Origin of the sequence: Paraburkholderia phytofirmans PsJN (assembly GCF_000020125.1) — a bacterium.
GTDB lineage: Bacteria > Pseudomonadota > Gammaproteobacteria > Burkholderiales > Burkholderiaceae > Paraburkholderia > Paraburkholderia phytofirmans.
The window spans coordinates 1033792-1053619 of record NC_010681.1 but is presented as its reverse complement, the minus strand read 5'-3'; the positions used below and the strand labels follow the sequence as shown (position 1 = coordinate 1053619).

Below are 19828 nucleotides of genomic sequence, written 5' to 3'. Positions count from 1 at the left end.
TTTCGCGCCCGACGACCGCGCTACATCTGCCGGCATGGAGAAAAAAACCGGCGACTCGGCGTCCGGCGCGAAGCCCGAACTGCCGGCCACGTTGCTCGCGAGCATCCCCGCCGGTGAACCGCAAGCCGCCCGCCTGCAGGCCGTGGAGGACGCGACCAATCCGCTGCTGGAGGCCGCGCGCCCTTTGCTGCGCGCGCTCGCCGACATGCCGGACAATCTGGATCTGACGGCCATCGATCAGCTTCACCTGCTGCTCAAACAGGAGGTGCGCACCTTCCAGCGACTGTGCGAGCAAGCGAATATCAGGCGCGATCACATGATCGGCGCGCGTTACTGTCTGGCCACGGCGCTCGATGAGGCCGCCGGAAAGACCGTTTGGGGTCAACGCGAAACCGGCGTCGAATGGCTTCGCAAAGGCTTGGCCACCGAATTCCACGAGGACCGCCAAGGCGGCGACAAGGTCTATCTGCTGATCGGACGGCTGATGAACGAGCCGCGCGAGCATCTCGACCTGCTCGAAGTGATCTATCGGATCCTGAGCCTCGGCTTCATGGGCCGTTACCGCCATGAAGCCGACGGCGCCCGCAAGCATGACGCCGTGCGTCAACGGCTCTACAACGAGATCCAGACGCAGCGCGGCGTCGTGCCGATCGCGCTGTCGCCGCGAGTGCAATCCGACTCCCGCGGACAGCGTCTGTCGGTCTACGACTTTCCGGTCCGGATCACGTTTGCCGTTCTCGGGCTGATCCTGCTCGGCCTGTTCGGCTGGTTCAAATACCATCTGCTCAACCATGGCGCGAGCGTCGAGAAGCAGATCACCGATATCGGCCATCTGACGCCGCCGGCCCCACGCCTGCCCCACCTCAAGGAACTGCTGAAGAACGAGATTGCGGCCGGCACGGTCAGTGTCGACGAAGACGCCCGTCATAGCTCCGTGACATTCCGCGGCGACGCAATGTTCCCGCCGGGTGGCGTCAACGTCAACGCGTCGATGGGGCCGCTGATCGCGAAGATCGCGAGCGAAATCGGCAAGGTGCCCGGCAAGGTCACCGTCACCGGCCACACCGACAACCTGCCGATCAGAAGCCGCCAGTTCGCATCGAACGATGCGCTCTCCGAAGAGCGCGCAACCCAGGTCATGCAGATGCTGCAAGCATCGGGCGTGGCGGCGGCGCGGCTCGAGGCGATCGGCGGCGGCGAGGCGAATCCGATTGGCGACAACGCAACGGCGCAAGGCCGCGCGCAGAACCGCCGCGTAGAAATTACGGTCACCCCCTGATCAATATCATGCCCATCGGGACTCAAGGATGAAGAAGTTGTCGTTTCTGGTATCGCGCTGGTTCCTCGCGTTCCTCGCGCTGTTGGTCCTCGGACTGTTGATCTGGTTTCTGGGGCCGTTCGTCGCGTTCGGCGGCCTCAAGCCTCTTGTTAGCGTCGGCATGCGCGTCCTCGTGATCGCGCTGCTGCTCGTGGGCGCGCTGCTCTGGCTCAAGGGCTGGTCGACCGGCGTGGTGTTCGGTGCGCTGCTGTGCCTGCTGGTCTGGTACGCAGGGCCGCTGTTGAGCTTCGGGCGTGCCGCGCCGTTGACCTCCGTCGCGGCGCGCGTGATCGCCATTGGCGTCGTGCTGGCGCTTTTTGCCGCATTCGGTCTGTACTGGCTCTGGCAGAAAATGCGCAGCGACGAAGCGTTCCTCAAAAAAGCGCTGACGTTCGGCGGCAAGAAGGAGACGCCGCCGGCCGCCGGCAGGCTCAAAGAGGTCGAGGCTCGCATCAACGCCGCGCTCGCGCGGCTGAAGTCCATGCGCACGGGCGCGCGAGGCGTGGGGCGGCTCTTCCAGGGCACGCGGTATCTGTACGAGCTGCCCTGGTTCATCGCGCTCGGCTCGACCTCCTCCGGCAAGACGAGTGCATTGCTGAACGCCGGGCTGGCGTTTCCGATTGGCGGCGCGACGCCGCGAACGGCCGGCGCATCCGTCGGCACGAAGAACATCGACTGGTGGCTGTCGAACGATGCCGTTCTGATCGATACCGCGGGCTACTACACGCGACATGGCGCATCGACTCAGTCATTGCCCGCGCTCGCGGACAAACGCGCCGAAAACAAAGACGACAACAAAGACGACAACGCCGGCTGCGGCACGGCCGCAACTCAGGGCACGGATGCCGCAGTGGGCGATGCCGACTGGCGTCGGCGTGTGGACGAAGACGAATGGCATGGCTTTCTCGACCTGCTTCGCCGTCACCGCCCGCGCGCGCCGATCAACGGCGCGGTGCTCGCAATCAGCCTCGACATACTGACGGCCTCCGACCCCGCGGTGCGCGCGACCGAAGCCGACATGCTGCGCGAACGGCTGGCCGATTTGCGCACCAGGCTGGGTATCCGCTTTCCGGTGTACCTGATGATCACGCAAATGGACCGTTTGTCCGGGTTCGCCGATTATTTCGGATCGCTGACCGAGGAACATCGCGCGCAGATGTGGGGATTCACGCTCCCGGTCAACGGCCAATCGGCCCGGAGCGATCTCGCTGCGGTGTGCAACGGAGAACTGAGGCAGCTTGTCACGCGTCTCGCCGGCGGCGTGAACACGCGGCTGGAAGACGAGTACGACATCGAGCGCCGCCGGCGCCTCGCGGCACTGCCGGAAGCGTTCGCCGCGCTCTGCGCTCCGCTTGCCGAGTTACTGGGGCAACTGTTCGTCGATTCACGTTACGACGCTACGCAAAATCACACGATGCTACGAGGCGTCTATTTCACGAGCGCATTGCAGGCCGGGCAAACAGTCACTGCCGAACCGCTCACGGTCGTGCAGCGTCTGATGGCGGGGCGCAGTCGCCTGTTCTCGGCGGACGCGGCGCGGCCCGCCGCGAACCACAGCTATTTTTTGCACGATCTGTTCACGAAGGTTGTCTTTCCCGAAGCGCATCTGGTGCGGCCCAATCTGCGCTGGGAGTACCGTTTCCGCCTGTTGCGGCTGCTCGGGCACACGCTCGGCCTCGTATTGTTCGTGTGGCTCGCAATGGGCATGCGCGTGAGCTTCGGCAATAACAGCGACTATCTGGATGCGATCGCGCGCAAGAGCCAGGCACTCGCGGCCAAGGTTACGCAGCTTTACCGCGAGCCCAAACCGGAAGCCGTGCCGGACACGTTGGGCGAGGCGCGCTATCTGCCGACCTGGACAGGACTGGATCTGTCGGATCCCGACAGCCGCTTTCGCTATGGCCTCTACAGCGCGCCGGGTGTCGTCGAGGCGAGCCGCGACACCTATCGCGCGCTCGAGGACAATCTGCTGCTGCCGTCCATCGTTCACCGCCTCGAAGACGTCATTGCTGAGTCGATGGCGAACAAGGATGCCAAAGCGACCTACGGCGCGTTGCGCGTCTACTTGATGCTGTATGACAAGGCGAGGTTCAACTCGACCGATATCAAAGCCTGGGTACTCGACGACTGGGCAAAAAACGACAGCGCGTCGATCTTCGGCGGACGGGCTTCGATGATCGAACACGTCGAGCAGTTATTTTCCGGCGAGCGTATCGTTCAGTCGCCGCTGATCCGCAACGACGGCCTGATTCAGCAGGCCCGCGCATTTCTCGACGGCAGCAATGCCACGCAGCGGCTCTACGAGCGCGCGAAGGCGGACATGCAGAAGGAGGCGCCCGACGAGTTCACGCTGCTTCGCGCGGTCGGACCGCAGGCCGGCACGGTGTTCACGCGTGTCAGCGGCGCACCGCTCTCGCGCGGTGTGCCGGGCCTCTTTACGTTCGACGGCTACCAGAACCTGTTCGACAAGCGGCTGCCGGAGTTCGTCCAGGCAGCGCGCGACGACGACGCCTGGGTCATGGGACGTTCGTATCTTGGCGAGGCTCAAAAAAAAACGGCTGAAATCGTAAGCACGGTAACGGGCGCCGACGATCCGCTGACGGAAGCCATCCGCCGGCTCTATCTGACCGAATACGCGCAGCAATGGGACGCTTTCCTCGGCGATATCCGCACGGTCGCCGGTACCAGCCTTGCCTTCAATCTGCAGGTGCTGCGCCAGTTCGCTGCACCCGATTCGCCGCTGGCGCGCCTCGCTCGCGCAGCCGTGCATGAAACGACGCTCACCCAGTCGATCGCCGCCGCCAATGGTTCTCTGCTGCAGAAAACGACCGACCAGTTCAGTCAGAAAGCGGATAAGGCGCTGGGCATCCGCGCGGAAGAGCGCGTCGAGCGCGAACTGGTGGACGGCCATTTCGCCGCGCTGCGCGAGATGGTCACAGGCAGCGCCGACACCTCGGCCGCCGAGGCGCCGGCCAATGCTCAAGCCGGCAAGACAGGTCTCGACGGCGTAACGAGCCTGCTCAACGATTACTACACCACACTGACGGTCGCGGATAACGCGATCGCGAACAACAGCATGCCGCCCGCCAGCGATGCCGCGGCAAAACTGAAAATGGCGGCCAACACCATGCTGGCGCCCTTTCGCGACGTGTTGCTCGGCCTCTCGGTGCAGGGTTCGCGCGAAGTCAATCAGGGCATCGGGCAACTGCTTTCGCGGCAGATGCAGGCCGTGGTCAGCGATACGTGCCGAATGACCGTGGAGGGCAACTATCCTTTTGCGCCGGACAGTCCGCGCGACGTGAGTGTCGACGACTTCACACGCGTATTCGCACAGGGCGGCGTGATCGACGACTTCTTCACGAAGAACCTCGCACCGTTCGTCGATACCTCGGCGAAGCCGTGGCGCTACAGAACGCTGCCGGGCGCCACCGATCCCGTACGGGGCCCCGACCTCGAACCATTCCAGCACGCGAGGCAAATCCGCGACGTGTTCTTCGGCGACCAGGGCAAGCAACTTCTTTGGAAAACTGACATCCGCGTGCCCGAACTCGATCCGACCGTGACGACGCTGGCAATCGACATCGACGGTCAGACCATGCTGTATCAGCACGGACCCGTCGCACCATTCGCGGTGAGCTGGCCTGGGCCGCGCGGCGGCGTGCATGCCGAAATGACCGCGAGCCCACGCATTCGCAATGAAACCTCGACGCTCGTGACGGACGGCCCGTGGGCACTCATGCGTTTGCTGCGCAAGGGGCAGATTGTCCAGACGGCCACGCCGGGGCGCACCCGCGCGGAGTTCGATTTCGACGGACGCAAGGCGGTGCTCGATATCACCGGTGCGGGCAGCGTCGCCAACCCGCTGACCAGCGAAGTGCTCACGACCTTCCGTTGCCCGAATTCGATGTCGATGTTCAGCCTGCCTGACAGCGGGCCGCCGCCCGGCTTGCCGGCGGCGGATGCCGACCGCGCTCATTGATGCCGCCTATGCGAGTCGACCGCACGCCGGGAACAGCCCCACGCTGAATCGAGGTATTTGCGCCTGTATTCAGGCTTCAGACGGCTCGCTACGTGCGAACTCGCACATAACGCATTCGATTGTTCCCCTACAATCGTCCGGCGCAGATGACGCCCAGGATGACCCAATGCGTTTCGTGTACCTCGTCGTGTTGGCAATCGCATGTTGCGCATGTTGCGCGTGTTCGCCGCGCGACCATCGCGTCCCCGCCTCATCGGCGGAACGCGATATCGGTAGCGCGGTGGCCGAATGGAGAGACAGGTTCGACCCGCTGTGGCGCTATAACCGCGCCCACTGCGGAGGCCAAGCCGCCACACTCGCGAAAGTAAAAGATCTCTTTCAGCAGCTTCGACACGTGTCGACGGCAACTGCCTGCGATCGCCTGACCGCGCTACCTGAAACCCATCACATTCAGGTCGACGGCAACCAGGCCAGCCTTGTCGTGCAAAACCCGGACGGGCGGCCGGGCAGCGAGCTTCGTTTCGCTCTCGCATCGTCGGCCGGCGGCTGGACAGTGCTGAAAGTATCGACCTCGGGTGCGCTTTCCGCCACGACTATCTTCGACGCATCACAGGCAGGCTCCGGCGATGGACGCGTCGAACCGGCCTACTCGGCATGGATTCCGCACGGCGCAGCGCCGTGGGAGATCACCCACATCATTAGCTACGGCCAGTCGCTCAGCCAGGGGTTTTTCAACAAGCCCGTGTTGTCCACTCATCAACGCTATTCCTCGTTGCGTTTTAACGGCGGCGTGCGTGCTCAAGACGGCGTGCAAGATGCCGGCGTCGACGCGGCCTACAAGCAGTTCGTCCCGTTGACCGAGACTCAATGGGGCGACAAGGCCGAGACACCGACGAGCGGCACCTTGAACATGGCCATGCAACTGATCGAGCAGGAGAACCTGCAGAGTCACGCGGACCTGCCCTACCGCTTCATCGGATCGGCGCCGGGCGAAGGATCGATGGACATTGCGACGCTGTCGCCGACGGGGACTTATTACACGCGGCTGCTGCGCGATATTAGCGAGGGGAAACGGCTCGCAAGCGCACAGGGCAAGACTTACGGCGTCGGCGCAATCACCTGGACGCAAGGGGAAGCCGACGATTCCGGCCACACATCGATTCCGACCTACATTGCGAAGTTGAAGCGCTTACGGGCCGACGTCGATCGCGACGCCAAGGTGTTGACCGGCCAGACGCAGGACGTCGAGATGATTACCTATCAAGTGGCCACGCATCGCCGTTTCGGCCAGCGGTATCCGCATATCGCACTCGCGCTGCTCGAAGCCAGCCACGAAGATCCACACATTCATCTCGCGGTGCCGATGTATCTGTTTCGCTACGTGGACGGCGGCCATACCGATAATCGCAGCACCGAATGGATGGGCGCCTATTATGGGCTGGTCCTCAAGAGGATTCTGATCGATAAACAGACATGGACGCCTCTCGAACCATTGAACTGGCGACGCGAGGGCACGACCGCCGTGCTGCGCTTCAATGTCCCTGCACCGCCTCTCAGATGGGACACGACACAGGTTGCCGGCAATTCGGACTACGGTTTCTCGTTGCGCCTGCCGTCCGGTGACTTGCTGCCGATCCGCTCGGTATCGATCACCGGACCCGACGAGGTGAGCATCACTGCTCGATCGCCTATCCCTGCCGGTACCCATGTCGAGTACGCATTCGACGGCATCGGCGTCGCGGGAAGCCGTTACGGTCCGCGTGGCAATCTGCGCGATTCGCAGGGCGACGCGATCCGGTTCAACGACGGGCGCGAATCGATGCGTCTCGACAACTGGTGCGTGATTTTCGATGTGCAGCTATAGCGCCGCGTGAAGGGGCCGGCCGCATCGCGTGGCAACATGAACCGGAACGAGGGAATGGTGAAAGAAGAGCGCATCCGAGGCGGCCTGGCAATTTCCATCAGCGCGATCGTATGCGCCGAAGTGCTGCAGCGAATCAGCGACGCCGGCTTCCTGCAGGATGGCCACATGGCCCGTCTTCTGAAAGTGCTTCTGTACGCAGCCGGCACGCTGGGATATCCAACGGCCTTCTTCCTTCTCGGCGTGAGCACGCTGGCCTATTTGCAACGCTCACGCGCGCGCTTGCTGAAGTCGCTCGCGTCGACTGTTCTCTATCCGTACCTGCTTTGGTCGATACTGCAAATGGCTGTGCAATGGCTGGTAGCCGACTATCGGGACTACCCCGCCCGGCAATTCGAATTGGCTCGTCTGGCATGGGCGCCCATTGGACAATTCTGGTTTCTCTACGCGCTGTTCATCTGTCAGATCGTGGCGTTCATCACGGTATGGCCACGACCAACAACGGTCCGATGTGCGTTGACAGTGGCAAACCGCAGCCTGATTGTCGCGATGATCCTGGCGAGCGCAACCGTCGCGATACGAAGTCACTGGGGCATCGTCACGATGACATGCTGGGGCCTCGTTTTCTTCCTGGCCGGCGTACTGCTCGCCTCGTGGCCGGATCGGCATGAGAGCCACGCGTCGGGCGTTTATGTCGCATTGGCGGGCGCAATCGCCTTTGGCGCCGCCGCGTTCATGGGGCAGCGTTTCGGCCACCATCTCGACTTGTATTCGCTGCTGACGAGTTTTCTGGGCGTTGCAGCAGCCCTCTCGGTTGGAAGATGCTTGCCGATCTGGCGAAGGTCGCGCTGGATCGTATTGATCGGCTTAACGTGGAAGCCCATCTACCTGATGCATGTGCTTGCCACCGCCGTGGTCTGGAACGCGTTGCTGGCGTTCGGCATCGGCCAGCCGGTCGTCCACTTCGTGCTCGGCAGCGCGGTCGGCCTGACGTTGCCGATCGCCATCTATGTTCTCGCGAAGCGTCTTCGAATCGCGAGTTGGGCCGGCTTTGCGGAAACCGCGGCAGCGCGGAGCGAAAGCGTGGGGTCTGCCGATAAGCCTGCGCCGCGCGCGGACAAAAGCGCGAAGTCGCGCGTGTGATCCTGGTCGTGGCCCGTCGTGGCGCGGACACGGCACAGTATCGCCGCGACTTCGCCGCCTTTCACCGTCGTAAGACAAGACGCGCACCAATCCGGCGCATCTCGACGCCTCAACTGAGTGCATCGCTCTTCGAGGCGTGCCGTCAGGCCACGCTGCACCGTCATGGCACATACCTTGCATCGACACCGCCCACGATGCTGCCGCGTCCTGACGGCAGCCGACCGGCCCGTCGCCACCACCGCTCACAGAACATGACTCGATCGATTCTTCGCCCCGCGCGTCGCGCCTGGCTCGCCGCACTGTTGCTCTCGCCCGTCCTCGCCGTCAATGCGCCCGCCGCTCACGCGGATACGCTCGATAACATCGCCAAAGCCGGCGTCCTCAAGGTCGCCGTGCCGGAAGACTATCCGCCGTTCGGTTCGGTCGGCGCGGACATGAAGCCGCAGGGCTACGACATCGACACCGCCGCCCTGCTCGCGAAGTCGATGAACGTGAAGCTCGAACTCGTGCCGGTCAACAGCGCCAACCGCATTCCGTATCTGCAAACGGGCAAGGTGGACCTGGTGATCTCGTCGCTCGGCAAGACGCCGGATCGCGAGAAGGTGATCGACTTCTCGACCGCCTACGCGCCGTACTACCAGGGCGTGTTCGGTCCCGCCGACATCAAGGTGAGCGGCCCGGCCGATCTGACCGGCAAAACGGTCGGCGCAACCCGCGGCGCACTCGAGGAAATCGGTCTCACGCAAATGGCGCCGAACGCGACCATCAAGCGCTTCGAGGACAACAACGCGACCATCGCCGCGTTTCTGTCGGGCCAGGTGCAGCTGATCGCGGCGGGCAACATCGTCGCGGCCGCGATCCTCGCGAAGAATCCGCCGCGCCGCCCGGAGCCGAAATTCGTCATCAAGAATTCGCCGTGCTTCGTCGGTATGAACAAGAACGAGCCACGCCTGCAGCAGAAAGTGAACGCCGCCATCGCGCAGGCGAAGCAGGACGGCACGCTCAACACGATGTCGAAGAAGTGGTTCAGCGCGCCGCTGCCGGCCGATCTGTAAGCGCGCCGTTAGCCGAACTTGATACCGTGATCGGCTTATCCGGCATTGCACTCGTCATGGACGCATCCCGTGCGGCGCACGCGATCCCGGCCATGACACGCAGCGCCTATCATTGTCGCGGCCGGTCCCGCCCGGGATCGCCGCAACGAACGTCACAACCCTACGCACTCATTCGATGAAGCTGACACCTCGCGAGAAGGACAAGCTGCTGATCTTCACCGCCGCGCTGCTTGCCGAACGGCGCCGCGCGCGCGGCCTCAAACTGAACTATCCGGAAGCGATCGCCTTCATCACCGCCGCGCTGATGGAAGCGGCCCGCGACGGCAAGACCGTCGCCGAAGTGATGCACTACGGCACCACGCTGCTCACCCGCAACGACGTCATGGAAGGCGTGCCGGAAATGATCCCCGACATCCAGGTCGAAGCCACGTTCCCCGACGGCACCAAGCTCGTCACCGTTCATCACCCGATTCCCTGATCAAGGCTGCCCCAGATGATTCCCGGCGAACTCCTCATCGACGACGGCGAACACGAACTGAATGCCGGCCGCGCCACCGTCACGGTGGTCGTGTCGAATACCGGCGACCGTCCGGTGCAGATCGGCTCGCATTACCACTTCTACGAAGTGAACGAAGCGCTCGCGTTCGACCGCGAAGCCGCGCGCGGCTTCCGGCTGAACATCGCGGCGGGCACCGCCGTGCGTTTCGAGCCCGGCCAGGAGCGCACCGTCGAACTGGTCGAACTGGCGGGCGAGCGCATCGTCTACGGCTTCAACGGCAAGGTGATGGGCAAGCTGTGAGGCCTCCTCCACGCTTGGCACGAACCCAGATCGCCCTGTTCATTTCCGGACCCACACCATGACCTTACGCATTGGCCGCCGCGCATACGCGGAAATGTTCGGCCCCACCAGCGGCGACCGCGTGCGCCTCGCCGACACCGAACTGCTGATCGAAGTCGAGCGCGACTTCACCACCTACGGCGAAGAAGTGAAATTCGGCGGCGGCAAAGTGATTCGCGACGGCATGGGCCAGTCACAACGCGTGCATGCCGAGGTGGTCGATACCGTCGTGACGAACGCCGTGATTCTCGATCACTGGGGCATCGTCAAGGCCGACATCGGCATCAAGGACGGCCGCATCGCCGCGATCGGCAAAGCGGGCAACCCCGACATCCAGCCGAACGTGACGATCGCGATTGGCGCCTCCACCGAAGTGATCGCGGGCGAAGGCCTGATCGTGACGGCGGGCGGCATCGACACGCATATTCACTTCATCAGCCCGCAGCAGATCGAAGAGGCGCTTGCCAGCGGCGTGACCACGATGCTCGGCGGCGGCACCGGTCCGGCGACCGGCACGAACGCGACGACGTGCACGCCGGGGCCGTGGCATCTCGAACGCATGCTGCAAGCGGCCGACGGTTATCCGATGAATCTCGGCTTTCTCGGCAAGGGCAATGTGAGCCTGCCGCAGCCGGCGCTGGAGCAGATCGCCGCGGGCGCGATCGGTTTGAAGCTGCATGAGGACTGGGGCACGACGCCGGCCGCGATCGACAACTGCCTCTCAGTCGCCGACGATACCGACACGCAGGTCGCGATTCACACGGACACGCTGAACGAAGCCGGCTTCGTGGAAGCGACCGTGGCCGCGTTCAAGGGCCGCACGATTCACACGTATCACACGGAAGGCGCGGGCGGCGGCCACGCACCCGACATCATCAAGGTCTGCGGCGAAGCGAACGTGCTGCCCTCCTCGACCAATCCGACGCGTCCGTACACCGTCAACACGCTCGAAGAGCATCTCGACATGCTGATGGTGTGCCATCACCTCGACCCGTCGATCGCGGAAGACATCGCGTTCGCCGAGTCGCGCATTCGCCGCGAGACCATTGCCGCCGAAGACATCCTGCACGATCTCGGCGCGCTGTCGATGCTGTCGTCGGATTCGCAGGCCATGGGCCGCGTCGGCGAAGTGATCATCCGCACCTGGCAGACCGCGCACAAGATGAAGGTGCAACGCGGCGCGCTGCCTGAAGACAACGCGCGCCACGACAACTTCCGTGCGAAGCGCTACGTTGCCAAGTACACGATCAACCCGGCGATCACGCACGGCATCGCGCACGAAGTCGGCTCGATCGAGCCGGGCAAGTGGGCCGACCTGGTGTTCTGGGAGCCGGCGTTTTTCGGCATCAAACCGTCGCTGATCCTCAAGGGCGGCATGATCGCCATGGCGCAGATGGGCGACCCCAACGCGTCGATTCCGACGCCGCAGCCGGTGCACTATCGTGAGATGTTCGCGACGCGCGGCGGCGCCCTGGGACGCACGTCGCTGACCTTCGTCTCGCAGATCGCCGCCGATGCGGGCGTCGGCGAACGCTACGGCCTGAACAAGCGTATCGTGGCGGTCAGGAACTGCCGTAACATTTCGAAGGCAGACATGATCCACAACGCGTGGCGCCCGGCGATCAGTGTCGATCCGGAAACCTATCAGGTGATTGCCGACGGTCAGTTGCTGACCTGCGAACCGGCCACCGTGCTGCCGATGGCGCAACGCTACTTTCTGTTCTAGACATGCGCACCATCGACAAACTTATCGCGCCGCATCTGAAGCTCGCGCCCGTGCTGGTCAAGCGCGCGCCGACGCTGACACTGGCGTTCGACGACCGCCGCAAGAGCCGGCTCGCGGCCACGCTCGACAGCGGCGAAGAAGTCGCGCTGCTGTTGCCGCGCGGCACGGTGCTGCGCGACGGCGATGTATTGGTCGCCGACGACGGCGGTCTCGTGCGGGTCGTCGCCGCGCCGGAAACAGTCCTCTATGTTCGCGCGAAAGACGCATTGACTTTGACTCGCGCCGCGTATCACCTCGGCAATCGACACACGCCGGTGGAAGTCGGCGCCGATTATCTGAAGCTCGAATTCGATCCGGTGCTGGCCGATATGCTCAAGCGCATCGGCGCGAGCGTCGATCAGGTTTCGATGCCGTTCCAGCCGGAATCCGGCGCGTATGGCGGTGGCCACAAGCATGGTCATGACGAAACCTTCGCCGAGGACTACGCGCTCGCACAGCAGGTGTTCGGCGAGCATCATGGACATGAGCATGGTCACGACCATGAGCATAACCACGCGGCACAGGGTCATTCGCATTCGCACGCTCATGACCACGGCCATGAGCATGCGCACGATCACGACCACGGCGATCACGTCCACGACGAATCGTGCGGCCACGGGCATCACCATCATCATGCGCATCGCTGAACTGACGGCGCTGCTGCATCTTGCGTCGCCGGCGCTGCCGATTGGCGCATTCAGCTACTCGCAAGGTCTGGAAGCCGCCATCGAGGCGCAACTGATCACCGACGCCGACTCCGCCCGCGACTGGATCGCCAGCGGCTTGACCGACGTGCTCGCGCGCGGCGAGTTGCCGTTCCTCGCGCATCAGATGGAACGCTGGCGCACGCATGACGCGTCGGCGCTCGCGCACGCCAACAGCGAATTCCTGGCGAGCCGCGAATCCGCGGAATTGCGCCGCGAGACGGAGCAGATGGGCTGGTCGTTGCGGCAGTTGTGCGTGTCGCTCGAATGGGGCGATGCCGAGCGGCGCACGACGCTCGCCTCGCTGACGCCGCTCGCTCAGCCCACGGCGTTTGCCTTCGCCGCCTACGCGCACGACGCCGCCGTCGACGCCGCCCTCGCCGCCTACGCCTTCAGCTGGGTGGAAAACCAGGCGGCCGCCGCTTTGAAGGCCGTGCCGTTGGGACAGCTTGCCGGTCAACGCATCATTGTCGCCCTGCGCGAGCCGATCGATGCGGCCGTCACGCGCGCCATGGCCACGTCGCCCGACAACATCAACACCTTCGCGCCGCAACTCGGCATTCTCTCGGCGCGTCACGAGTCGCAGTATTCGCGGCTCTTTCGCTCATAAAACGAACCATCATGAACGCACCTCATCAGCCCGCTCATTCCTCCGTCCGCACGAAAAAACTGCCGCCGCTGCGCGTGGGCGTCGGCGGCCCGGTCGGCTCGGGCAAGACCACGCTGCTCGAAATGCTCTGCAAGGCAATGCGCGAACAGTACGACCTCGTCGCCATCACCAACGACATCTATACGAAAGAAGATCAGCGCCTGCTGACGGTAGCGGGCGCGTTGCCGGCCGAACGGATCATGGGCGTCGAGACGGGCGGCTGTCCGCACACGGCGATTCGCGAGGACGCCTCGATCAACCTCGAAGCCGTCGACCGCATGCTGACGCGTTTTCCCGATGCGGATATCGTGTTCATCGAATCGGGCGGCGACAACCTCGCGGCGACGTTCAGTCCGGAACTTTCGGATTTGACGATCTACGTGATCGACGTGGCGGGCGGCGAGAAGATTCCGCGTAAAGGTGGCCCGGGCATTACGAAGTCGGATCTGCTGGTGATCAACAAGACGGACCTCGCGCCGATGGTCGGCGCGAATCTCGACGTGATGGCGTCGGACGCGAAAAAGATGCGCGGCGAGCGGCCCTTCGTGATGTGCAATCTGAAAGCGCTCGACGGGTTGGAGGTGGTGGTGAGGTTTATTGAGGAGAAGGGGTTGTTGAAGGTTTGAGGCTTCATTCGCCCGGATGGCATTCCAGCAGGAATGCCATCATCTCGGTGCCGTCCTTCGACAAATAAAAACGCACCATCTTTTCGTTGAAGTCGGCCGCACGCTGAGCGGGGACGCTGATCGCGTCGATACCGTTCGCCATCAGCACTCCGTTCATCATGAAGCGCGACGTACGTTTGTTGCCGTCGAAGAAGAACTGCTGCAATGCGCCGAAGAGGAAAAAAGCACAACCCCGTTCGAAGGCATTGGAGACCTGATCGGTCAGCGCGCGCGTGCCTGCAGCAAAGAGGCGGTTGAGTTCAGGGGCTCCCGGCAGGGTTGGCAGCGGGGCGTATCGCGTCTTACCTTCTTCTTGAAAGACACCCCGCTCATGGACTGCCTGACGCGCAATCGGCCCGTGTAACGCGCAGTACGTCGCCTTGTCCAGCGCGAATCGCCCGTTCTGCACAATCGCGAGCAAATACTTCGAAGTCTCAATCAGGTTCAGAACCTGGTTCTGATCGGATATTCTCCGACCGCCGACAGCTACACCGTCAAGCAGTGTCTTCACCTCGGTGAACATGAAGGGATTCCCTTCGAGAGCGCTCGCATCCCACACGAATTCCGGCAGCATTCGATGAAAACGGAAGCACACCCGTCGAATTGAATGGGTCGGGATGTCTCGTAAAATCGCGGCGCGATCCCATTTGAAACCGAGGTCGGTGAAAAGCGTCATTGCAGTTGGTGAAAGCGAAGGAATGCGCGATGCCGGAATGTCAAACCTCGCGCAACGTATCAGCAATGAACGCACAAAGCTGAGCGGCAGCACCGCTTCCGCACCCCGCCCTCACCCCTCCTCCGGCAACAACGCCATCAACACATCCACGGTCCGCGCCGTCGCGCCGCGATGGCGCGCGGCGAATGCCGAGGCCGCGCCGCCCATAGCCAGCCGGCGAGCCTTGTCGCCAAACAGTTCACGCAACGCGCGCCCCAGATCGGCCGGATCCTTCACCTGCACCGCGGCGCCCGCCGCCACGGCATCCGCGGTGGCCTGCGTGAAGTTGAACACATGCGGACCGATCAGCACGGGCACACCGACCGCGCACGCCTCGATCAGATTCTGCCCGCCCAACGGCAACAAACTACCGCCGATGAACGCCAGATCCGAAGCGGCATAGTAAGCGCCCAGTTCGCCCATCGAATCGCCCAACAGCACGTTCACGTCTGAAGGCAAAGCCGTCACACCCCCGCCAGCGGCCGCCGCCGACGCCACCTTGGCATCCGGCGCCCACACCGAGCGTCGCGCGAGCCGCAGCCCGGCCTTCTCCACCAGCCCCGCCACCTCATTGAACCGTTGCGGATGACGCGGCACCAGAATCAGCAACGCGTTGTCGATGCCGAGCGCCGCGAACGCCTGCAGCACCAGTTCCTCTTCACCCTCGCGCGTGCTCGCCGCGACCCACACCGGACGCGCGCCGATTGCCGCGCGCCACGCGTGCCCGCGCGCCACCAATTCCGGCGGCGTGCTCATGTCGAATTTCAGATTGCCGAGCACGGCTACGTTGCGCGCGCCAAGCGCGGTCAGCCGCTCGGCATCAGACGGACTCTGCGCCAGCACGCGCGCAAAGCCGCCGAACACGTCCTTGGTCGCGCTGCCGAACTTCGCCGCGCGCTTATACGAGCGCGCCGACATCCGCGCATTGGTCAGCACCAGCGGCACGTCCGCGCCACGGCACTCGTCGATCAGCGTCGGCCACACTTCGGTTTCCATCACCAGACCAAGCGACGGCCGCCATGCCCGCAAAAACCGCCGCACGGCGTGCGGCATGTCGTACGGCAGATAACTGCGCAAGACCCGGTCGCCGAAAATCTGCTCGCCGGTGGCACGTCCGCTCGGCGTCATGTGCGTCAACAGAATGCGCGCGTCGGGACGCGCCTTCATCAGCGCATCGATCAGCGGTTGCGCGGCGCGCGTCTCGCCCACCGACACCGCGTGCACCCAGATCAGCGGCGCATCGTCTTCGGGCAACCGGCCGCGCGAATAACCGAAGCGCTCGCCGATATGCTCGCGATAGCCGCGTTCCTTGCGCGAGCGGATCAACAGACGCAACACCGCCAGCGGCGCGATGATCCACCAGAGCGCGTGATAGATCGCCCTCAGCATCGGCACTCCGCCTGCCTGAAGCGACGAGCCGACGCGTCGAGCGAAACCGCCAAATGGATCGCGGCGCTCAAACGAGAGCCCTGCCCTTCAGGCGCTCGAGAATTCCGAGCGGCGCGCATTCCGGCTGCGCCATCGCCTTGACCGGCAGGAAAAAGGTCTGCTCCAGCATGAACTGGCCGGACATCACCGCGTGCGAAGTCTGATCCGAGAAACACACCCAGACGCTGCCGGGCGGAAACGGCATGGTCTCCTGCGGGCTCGACTTCTGATAGTCGAGGTCGGCCTTCATGCCGTCGTGCAAATGCAGCATCAAATGGTCGTACTCGCTGCGCGGCGATTTGGTCACGTGCAGCAGGTTCAGCAGCCACGCCGCGCCCGGCATCTGCGGCTTGATGCGCGGCAGGAAACGTTTGGCCATGTCCTCGAATGGTTCGCCCACGCGCCACACACGCGGCACGCCTTGCGGATTGACGTTGGTGAACACGCGCAGAATGCGCTCGCCGTAGTTCGGCCGCGAAGGAAAGGCGTCCACGTGCAGACGGCTATCGTCTTTGCGCCATGAGGTCTCGCGCGTTTCCACCTGATGCAGCCGCAGGCTCGTCGGCGCCACGCGCAATCTGCCGTTGTATTCGGGAAAAAGCCCGTCGACCAGCGTGCGCGCATTGGTCTGATAACGCGCGATCAACGCGCGCACCGCCGATTGCGTGACGGCGTCGCCGGCCACACCGTGCAGCGCGCCGCCATTGGGTTCGAGGCTGATGTTCTTGCGGCTCGGGTCGGCGAGCGCGGGGTCGAGCAGCGCCTGTTCGCCGCCTTCGATCGCGAAGCGCAGATTCGGGAAATACAGCACTTTGCCGCGTTCGACGCCGGCAAGCAGCGTCTCGCGCGGCACGGACAGATTGCGTCCGTGCCAGTCGGCGTTCGCTACTTCGATGATCTGGGTTTCGTTCATGGTCGCCCTTGAAAACGGTTGGAGCGCAAGGCGAAGCGCCCCGGACGTGTCATAGCAGGCCGAAGCCCGCGAGTGCCGACTTCACCTGTTGCAGCGTGGGCGGCTGTCCGGCCGTACCGAGATTGACGACGTTCGGCGACCAGTAGCCGCCCGTGCGCCACGCAGTGGCGAAATTGTACAACTCGACCGTCGGCCGCTTCAGCGCCGCGGCGATGTGAACCAGACCTGTGTCGACACCCACGGTCGCGGCTGCGCCTTCTATCAGGCCGACCACCGCGGGCAACGAGAGCCTGGGCGGCACGATGGCGGCCGCGCCGAACTCTTTCGCCAGACGCTCGCTGGTCGCGCGCTCCTCTTCGCTGCCCCACGGCAGCACGATCGACGCACCGCGCCGCACCAGCGACTGCCCCAGCTCGATCCACGCGGTGTCGGGCCACTGCTTGTCGGCGCGCGAGGTGGCGTGCACGAACACGACGTACGGCACCGGCAGGTTCAGATTCGCCTCCGACAAAGCCAGCGCCGCGCGCCCGGTGTCGATGCCGAAGTCGATGTCGTCGGTGGGCTGCGGCGGCGGGTCGTTCAGCGCCGCGGCCACCAGTTGGCGCGTGCGCTCGACCACATGGGTGCGCGGTTCGATCGGCACGCGCTTGTCGTAGAAGAAGCGCACCGGCCATTCGAAGCCCGCGCCGTCGGTGCGGTTCGCGAGACCGACCAGCGTGCCGCGCGCCATGCTCGCGACCCACGCGGTCTTGATGAGCCCCTGGCAGTCGATCACGAGGTCGTAGTGTTCGGCGGCGAGCGCGCGGCGAAATGCGCCGATCTCGCGCCAGTTCGCGACCGACAGAATGCGCTTGCGCCAGCGCCGCAGCGACACTGGAATCGCCCGGTGCACGCCGGTCACTAGTTGCACGAGCCCCACGAAGCTTTCTTCGACGAGCCAGTCAATCTGGGCCTCGGGATGACGGCGTCGGATATCGGCGATCACCGGCATGTTGTGAACGACGTCGCCCAACGACGACACCCTCACGATCAGTATCTTTTTCACGCTCAAGAGTGGGAAAACCGGCTATCCGGCCCGAAGATGCGTTGAGAGAGCCCTAAGGGGCATGAGAAAAACCTGAAACGCTCAGCCGTTTCTCATGAGGACGGCAATTCTAGCGCGTTGCATGCAGACCGCATGAAAAAACGCGGCGCGGTCAGAAAAACCCGCGCCGCGTTCGACGGCCACCGCGGTTCGAAAAGAACCGCGGCGCCGCTCATGCGTTTAGAACGGCAGCTTTGCGTCAGGCTTTTCCGCCATGATCACGCGGCGGAAGTCTTCCTGGATGCGCTTGAGCGCCGCGTCGTTATCGGCTTCGAAACGCATCACCACGACCGGCGTGGTGTTCGACGACCGCGCGAGACCGAAGCCGTCTGGATACTCGACGCGCAGGCCGTCGATCTTCACCACGTCGTCCGCGCCGGTGAACTTCGCGTTTTGCTGGAGGCGCGCGATCAGTTCGAAGTTTTCGCCTTCCTCGAGCTTCAGTTGCAGTTCCGGCGTGGAGTTCGAGTTCGGCAGCGAGTTCAGCAGCTTGCTCGGGTCTTCCACACGCGTGAGGATTTCGAGCAGGCGCGCTCCGGTGTACAGGCCGTCGTCGAAACCGTACCAGCGGTCCTTGAAGAACACGTGGCCGCTCATTTCGCCTGCCAGCGGCGCGCCGGTTTCACGCAGCTTCGCCTTGACGAGCGAGTGGCCGGTCTTCCACATGAGCGGCTCGCCGCCCTTGTCCTTCACCCACTTGGCGAGGTTACGCGTGCACTTCACGTCGTAAATGATCTGCGCGCCCTTGTTGCGCGACAGCACTTCTTCGGCGAACAGCATGAGCTGACGGTCCGGATAAATGATCTCGCCGTCTTTGGTGACCACGCCCAGGCGGTCGCCGTCGCCGTCGAACGCGAAGCCGATTTCAGCGTCCGTTTCCTTCAGCGCGCGGATCACGTCCTGCAGGTTTTCCGGGTGAGCCGGGTCCGGGTGATGATTCGGGAAGTTGCCGTCGATCTCGGTGAACAGTTCGACCAGTTCGCAGCCGAGCTTCTTGAACAACTTGGGCGCGAGACCACCGGCCACGCCGTTGCCGGTGTCGACCACGATCTTGATGGGACGCGCGAGCTTGATGTCGCTCGTGATGCGTTCGAGATAGGCGTCGGCGATGTCGTACTCGGTGTACGTGCCGCTGCCTGTGGAGAAGTTCTCGTCGACGATGCGCTGATGCAGCGCGAGAATCTGCTCGCCGTAAATCGCCGCGCCGCGCAGGACCATCTTGAAGCCGTTATAGTCCGGCGGATTATGACTACCCGTCACGACGATGCACGAATCGACGCGGCGCTCGCCGCCGTCGAGCTGCAAGGGCACGCTGGCCGCGAAGTAGCCGACCGGGGTGGGCACCATGCCCACGTTGACCACGTCGACGCCGGCTTCACGCAGACCGTCCGACAAAGCCTGGACCAGCTCGGGACCCGACAGGCGGCCGTCACGCGCGACCACCACGGCGTCGCCGCCTTGGGCCCGCACTTCGCTGCCGAACGCGCGGCCGATCGAACGCGCTGCATCGGCGTCGAGCGTCTTGCCGATTACACCGCGAATGTCATACGCCTTGAAAATAGATTTGGAGATCATGTTGGCTCACTTGCGTGCAATGGAGAATTTTGACCGGCGCACCGCCGATGAATCGGTAAAACACAGCGATGCGCCCTTGCCGGAAGCGATCCGGTTCCAACTTATAATTGCGCCTTTCGGACCAGCCTTATAGCAC

General features: G+C 63.8%; 16 protein-coding genes. 11 read left to right on the top strand and 5 right to left on the bottom strand.

Features of this window, described 5'->3' with window-relative positions:
• Positions 1 to 34: 34 nt before the first annotated feature.
• The 11 genes from tssL (at position 35) to ureG (ending at position 13938) form a co-directional block, all read left to right on the top strand.
• Positions 35 to 1279, top strand: coding sequence for a type VI secretion system protein TssL, long form (tssL, locus tag BPHYT_RS04545; RefSeq protein ID WP_012431986.1), 1245 nt, complete (start codon positions 35 to 37; stop codon positions 1277 to 1279).
• A gap of 28 nt (positions 1280 to 1307) precedes the next feature.
• Positions 1308 to 5297, top strand: coding sequence for a type VI secretion system membrane subunit TssM (tssM, locus tag BPHYT_RS04540; RefSeq protein WP_012431985.1), 3990 nt, complete (start codon positions 1308 to 1310; stop codon positions 5295 to 5297).
• Entirely contained in the window at positions 5278 to 7161 is a 1884-nt protein-coding gene (locus BPHYT_RS04535) for a sialate O-acetylesterase (protein WP_238535624.1), read from the top strand. The genes tssM and BPHYT_RS04535 overlap by 20 nt, the downstream gene beginning before the upstream one ends.
• A gap of 36 nt (positions 7162 to 7197) precedes the next feature.
• Positions 7198 to 8301, top strand: a complete 1104-nt coding sequence (locus BPHYT_RS04530) for an acyltransferase family protein (protein WP_238535623.1) — start codon at positions 7198 to 7200, stop codon at positions 8299 to 8301.
• 251 nt (positions 8302 to 8552) lie between these two features.
• Positions 8553 to 9356, top strand: a complete 804-nt coding sequence (locus tag BPHYT_RS04525; RefSeq protein ID WP_012431982.1) for a transporter substrate-binding domain-containing protein — start codon at positions 8553 to 8555, stop codon at positions 9354 to 9356.
• A 175-nt stretch (positions 9357 to 9531) separates the two neighbouring features.
• The gene (gene ureA, locus BPHYT_RS04520; RefSeq protein ID WP_012431981.1) at positions 9532 to 9834 is read left to right on the top strand and encodes an urease subunit gamma; all 303 of its coding nucleotides are present in this window, start codon (positions 9532 to 9534) and stop codon (positions 9832 to 9834) included.
• A gap of 15 nt (positions 9835 to 9849) precedes the next feature.
• On the top strand, positions 9850 to 10155 hold the full coding sequence (locus BPHYT_RS04515) for an urease subunit beta (protein WP_012431980.1): 306 nt from the start codon (positions 9850 to 9852) through the stop codon (positions 10153 to 10155).
• Between the two features lie 58 nt (positions 10156 to 10213).
• Positions 10214 to 11920 carry an urease subunit alpha gene (ureC, locus tag BPHYT_RS04510; protein WP_012431979.1) on the top strand — a complete coding sequence of 569 codons (1707 nt, stop codon included), beginning with the start codon at positions 10214 to 10216 and terminating at the stop codon, positions 11918 to 11920.
• A gap of 2 nt (positions 11921 to 11922) precedes the next feature.
• On the top strand, positions 11923 to 12606 hold the full coding sequence (gene ureE / locus BPHYT_RS04505; protein WP_012431978.1) for an urease accessory protein UreE: 684 nt from the start codon (positions 11923 to 11925) through the stop codon (positions 12604 to 12606).
• The gene (locus BPHYT_RS04500; protein WP_012431977.1) at positions 12593 to 13273 is read left to right on the top strand and encodes an urease accessory protein UreF; all 681 of its coding nucleotides are present in this window, start codon (positions 12593 to 12595) and stop codon (positions 13271 to 13273) included. The genes ureE and BPHYT_RS04500 overlap by 14 nt, the downstream gene beginning before the upstream one ends.
• Positions 13274 to 13284: 11 nt before the next feature.
• On the top strand, positions 13285 to 13938 hold the full coding sequence (gene ureG / locus BPHYT_RS04495) for an urease accessory protein UreG (RefSeq protein ID WP_012431976.1): 654 nt from the start codon (positions 13285 to 13287) through the stop codon (positions 13936 to 13938).
• A gap of 4 nt (positions 13939 to 13942) precedes the next feature.
• Here the strand turns inward: ureG and BPHYT_RS04490 are convergent, their stop codons facing one another.
• The 5 genes from BPHYT_RS04490 to BPHYT_RS04470 form a co-directional block, all read right to left on the bottom strand.
• On the bottom strand, positions 13943 to 14653 hold the full coding sequence (locus tag BPHYT_RS04490; protein WP_012431975.1) for a Fic family protein: 711 nt from the start codon (positions 14651 to 14653) through the stop codon (positions 13943 to 13945).
• Between the two features lie 111 nt (positions 14654 to 14764).
• On the bottom strand, positions 14765 to 16081 hold the full coding sequence (gene waaA, locus BPHYT_RS04485; RefSeq protein ID WP_012431974.1) for a lipid IV(A) 3-deoxy-D-manno-octulosonic acid transferase: 1317 nt from the start codon (positions 16079 to 16081) through the stop codon (positions 14765 to 14767).
• 67 nt (positions 16082 to 16148) lie between these two features.
• Complete coding sequence (locus tag BPHYT_RS04480; protein ID WP_012431973.1) at positions 16149 to 17033, bottom strand: Kdo hydroxylase family protein; 885 nt, start codon at positions 17031 to 17033, stop codon at positions 16149 to 16151.
• A gap of 49 nt (positions 17034 to 17082) precedes the next feature.
• Complete coding sequence (gene waaC / locus BPHYT_RS04475; RefSeq protein ID WP_012431972.1) at positions 17083 to 18084, bottom strand: lipopolysaccharide heptosyltransferase I; 1002 nt, start codon at positions 18082 to 18084, stop codon at positions 17083 to 17085.
• Between the two features lie 213 nt (positions 18085 to 18297).
• On the bottom strand, positions 18298 to 19692 hold the full coding sequence (locus BPHYT_RS04470) for a phosphomannomutase/phosphoglucomutase (protein ID WP_012431971.1): 1395 nt from the start codon (positions 19690 to 19692) through the stop codon (positions 18298 to 18300).
• Between the last annotated feature and the right edge of the window lie 136 nt (positions 19693 to 19828).

Bases quoted from the DNA above. Each gene is read 5' to 3' on its own strand.
- BPHYT_RS04535 (WP_238535624.1), top strand. From the start codon at position 5,278: ATGCCGACCGCGCTCATTGATGCCGCCTATGCGAGTCGACCGCACGCC.
- BPHYT_RS04525 (WP_012431982.1), top strand. From the start codon at position 8,553: ATGACTCGATCGATTCTTCGCCCCGCGCGTCGCGCCTGGCTCGCCGCA.
- ureG (WP_012431976.1), top strand. From the start codon at position 13,285: ATGAACGCACCTCATCAGCCCGCTCATTCCTCCGTCCGCACGAAAAAA.
- BPHYT_RS04490 (WP_012431975.1), bottom strand. From the start codon at position 14,653: ATGACGCTTTTCACCGACCTCGGTTTCAAATGGGATCGCGCCGCGATT.
- BPHYT_RS04470 (WP_012431971.1), bottom strand. From the start codon at position 19,692: ATGATCTCCAAATCTATTTTCAAGGCGTATGACATTCGCGGTGTAATC.
- BPHYT_RS04515 (WP_012431980.1), top strand. From the start codon at position 9,850: ATGATTCCCGGCGAACTCCTCATCGACGACGGCGAACACGAACTGAAT.
- waaA (WP_012431974.1), bottom strand. From the start codon at position 16,081: ATGCTGAGGGCGATCTATCACGCGCTCTGGTGGATCATCGCGCCGCTG.
- ureE (WP_012431978.1), top strand. From the start codon at position 11,923: ATGCGCACCATCGACAAACTTATCGCGCCGCATCTGAAGCTCGCGCCC.
- tssL (WP_012431986.1), top strand. From the start codon at position 35: ATGGAGAAAAAAACCGGCGACTCGGCGTCCGGCGCGAAGCCCGAACTG.
- BPHYT_RS04480 (WP_012431973.1), bottom strand. From the start codon at position 17,033: ATGAACGAAACCCAGATCATCGAAGTAGCGAACGCCGACTGGCACGGA.
- BPHYT_RS04500 (WP_012431977.1), top strand. From the start codon at position 12,593: ATGCGCATCGCTGAACTGACGGCGCTGCTGCATCTTGCGTCGCCGGCG.
- ureA (WP_012431981.1), top strand. From the start codon at position 9,532: ATGAAGCTGACACCTCGCGAGAAGGACAAGCTGCTGATCTTCACCGCC.
- BPHYT_RS04530 (WP_238535623.1), top strand. From the start codon at position 7,198: ATGAACCGGAACGAGGGAATGGTGAAAGAAGAGCGCATCCGAGGCGGC.
- ureC (WP_012431979.1), top strand. From the start codon at position 10,214: ATGACCTTACGCATTGGCCGCCGCGCATACGCGGAAATGTTCGGCCCC.
- tssM (WP_012431985.1), top strand. From the start codon at position 1,308: ATGAAGAAGTTGTCGTTTCTGGTATCGCGCTGGTTCCTCGCGTTCCTC.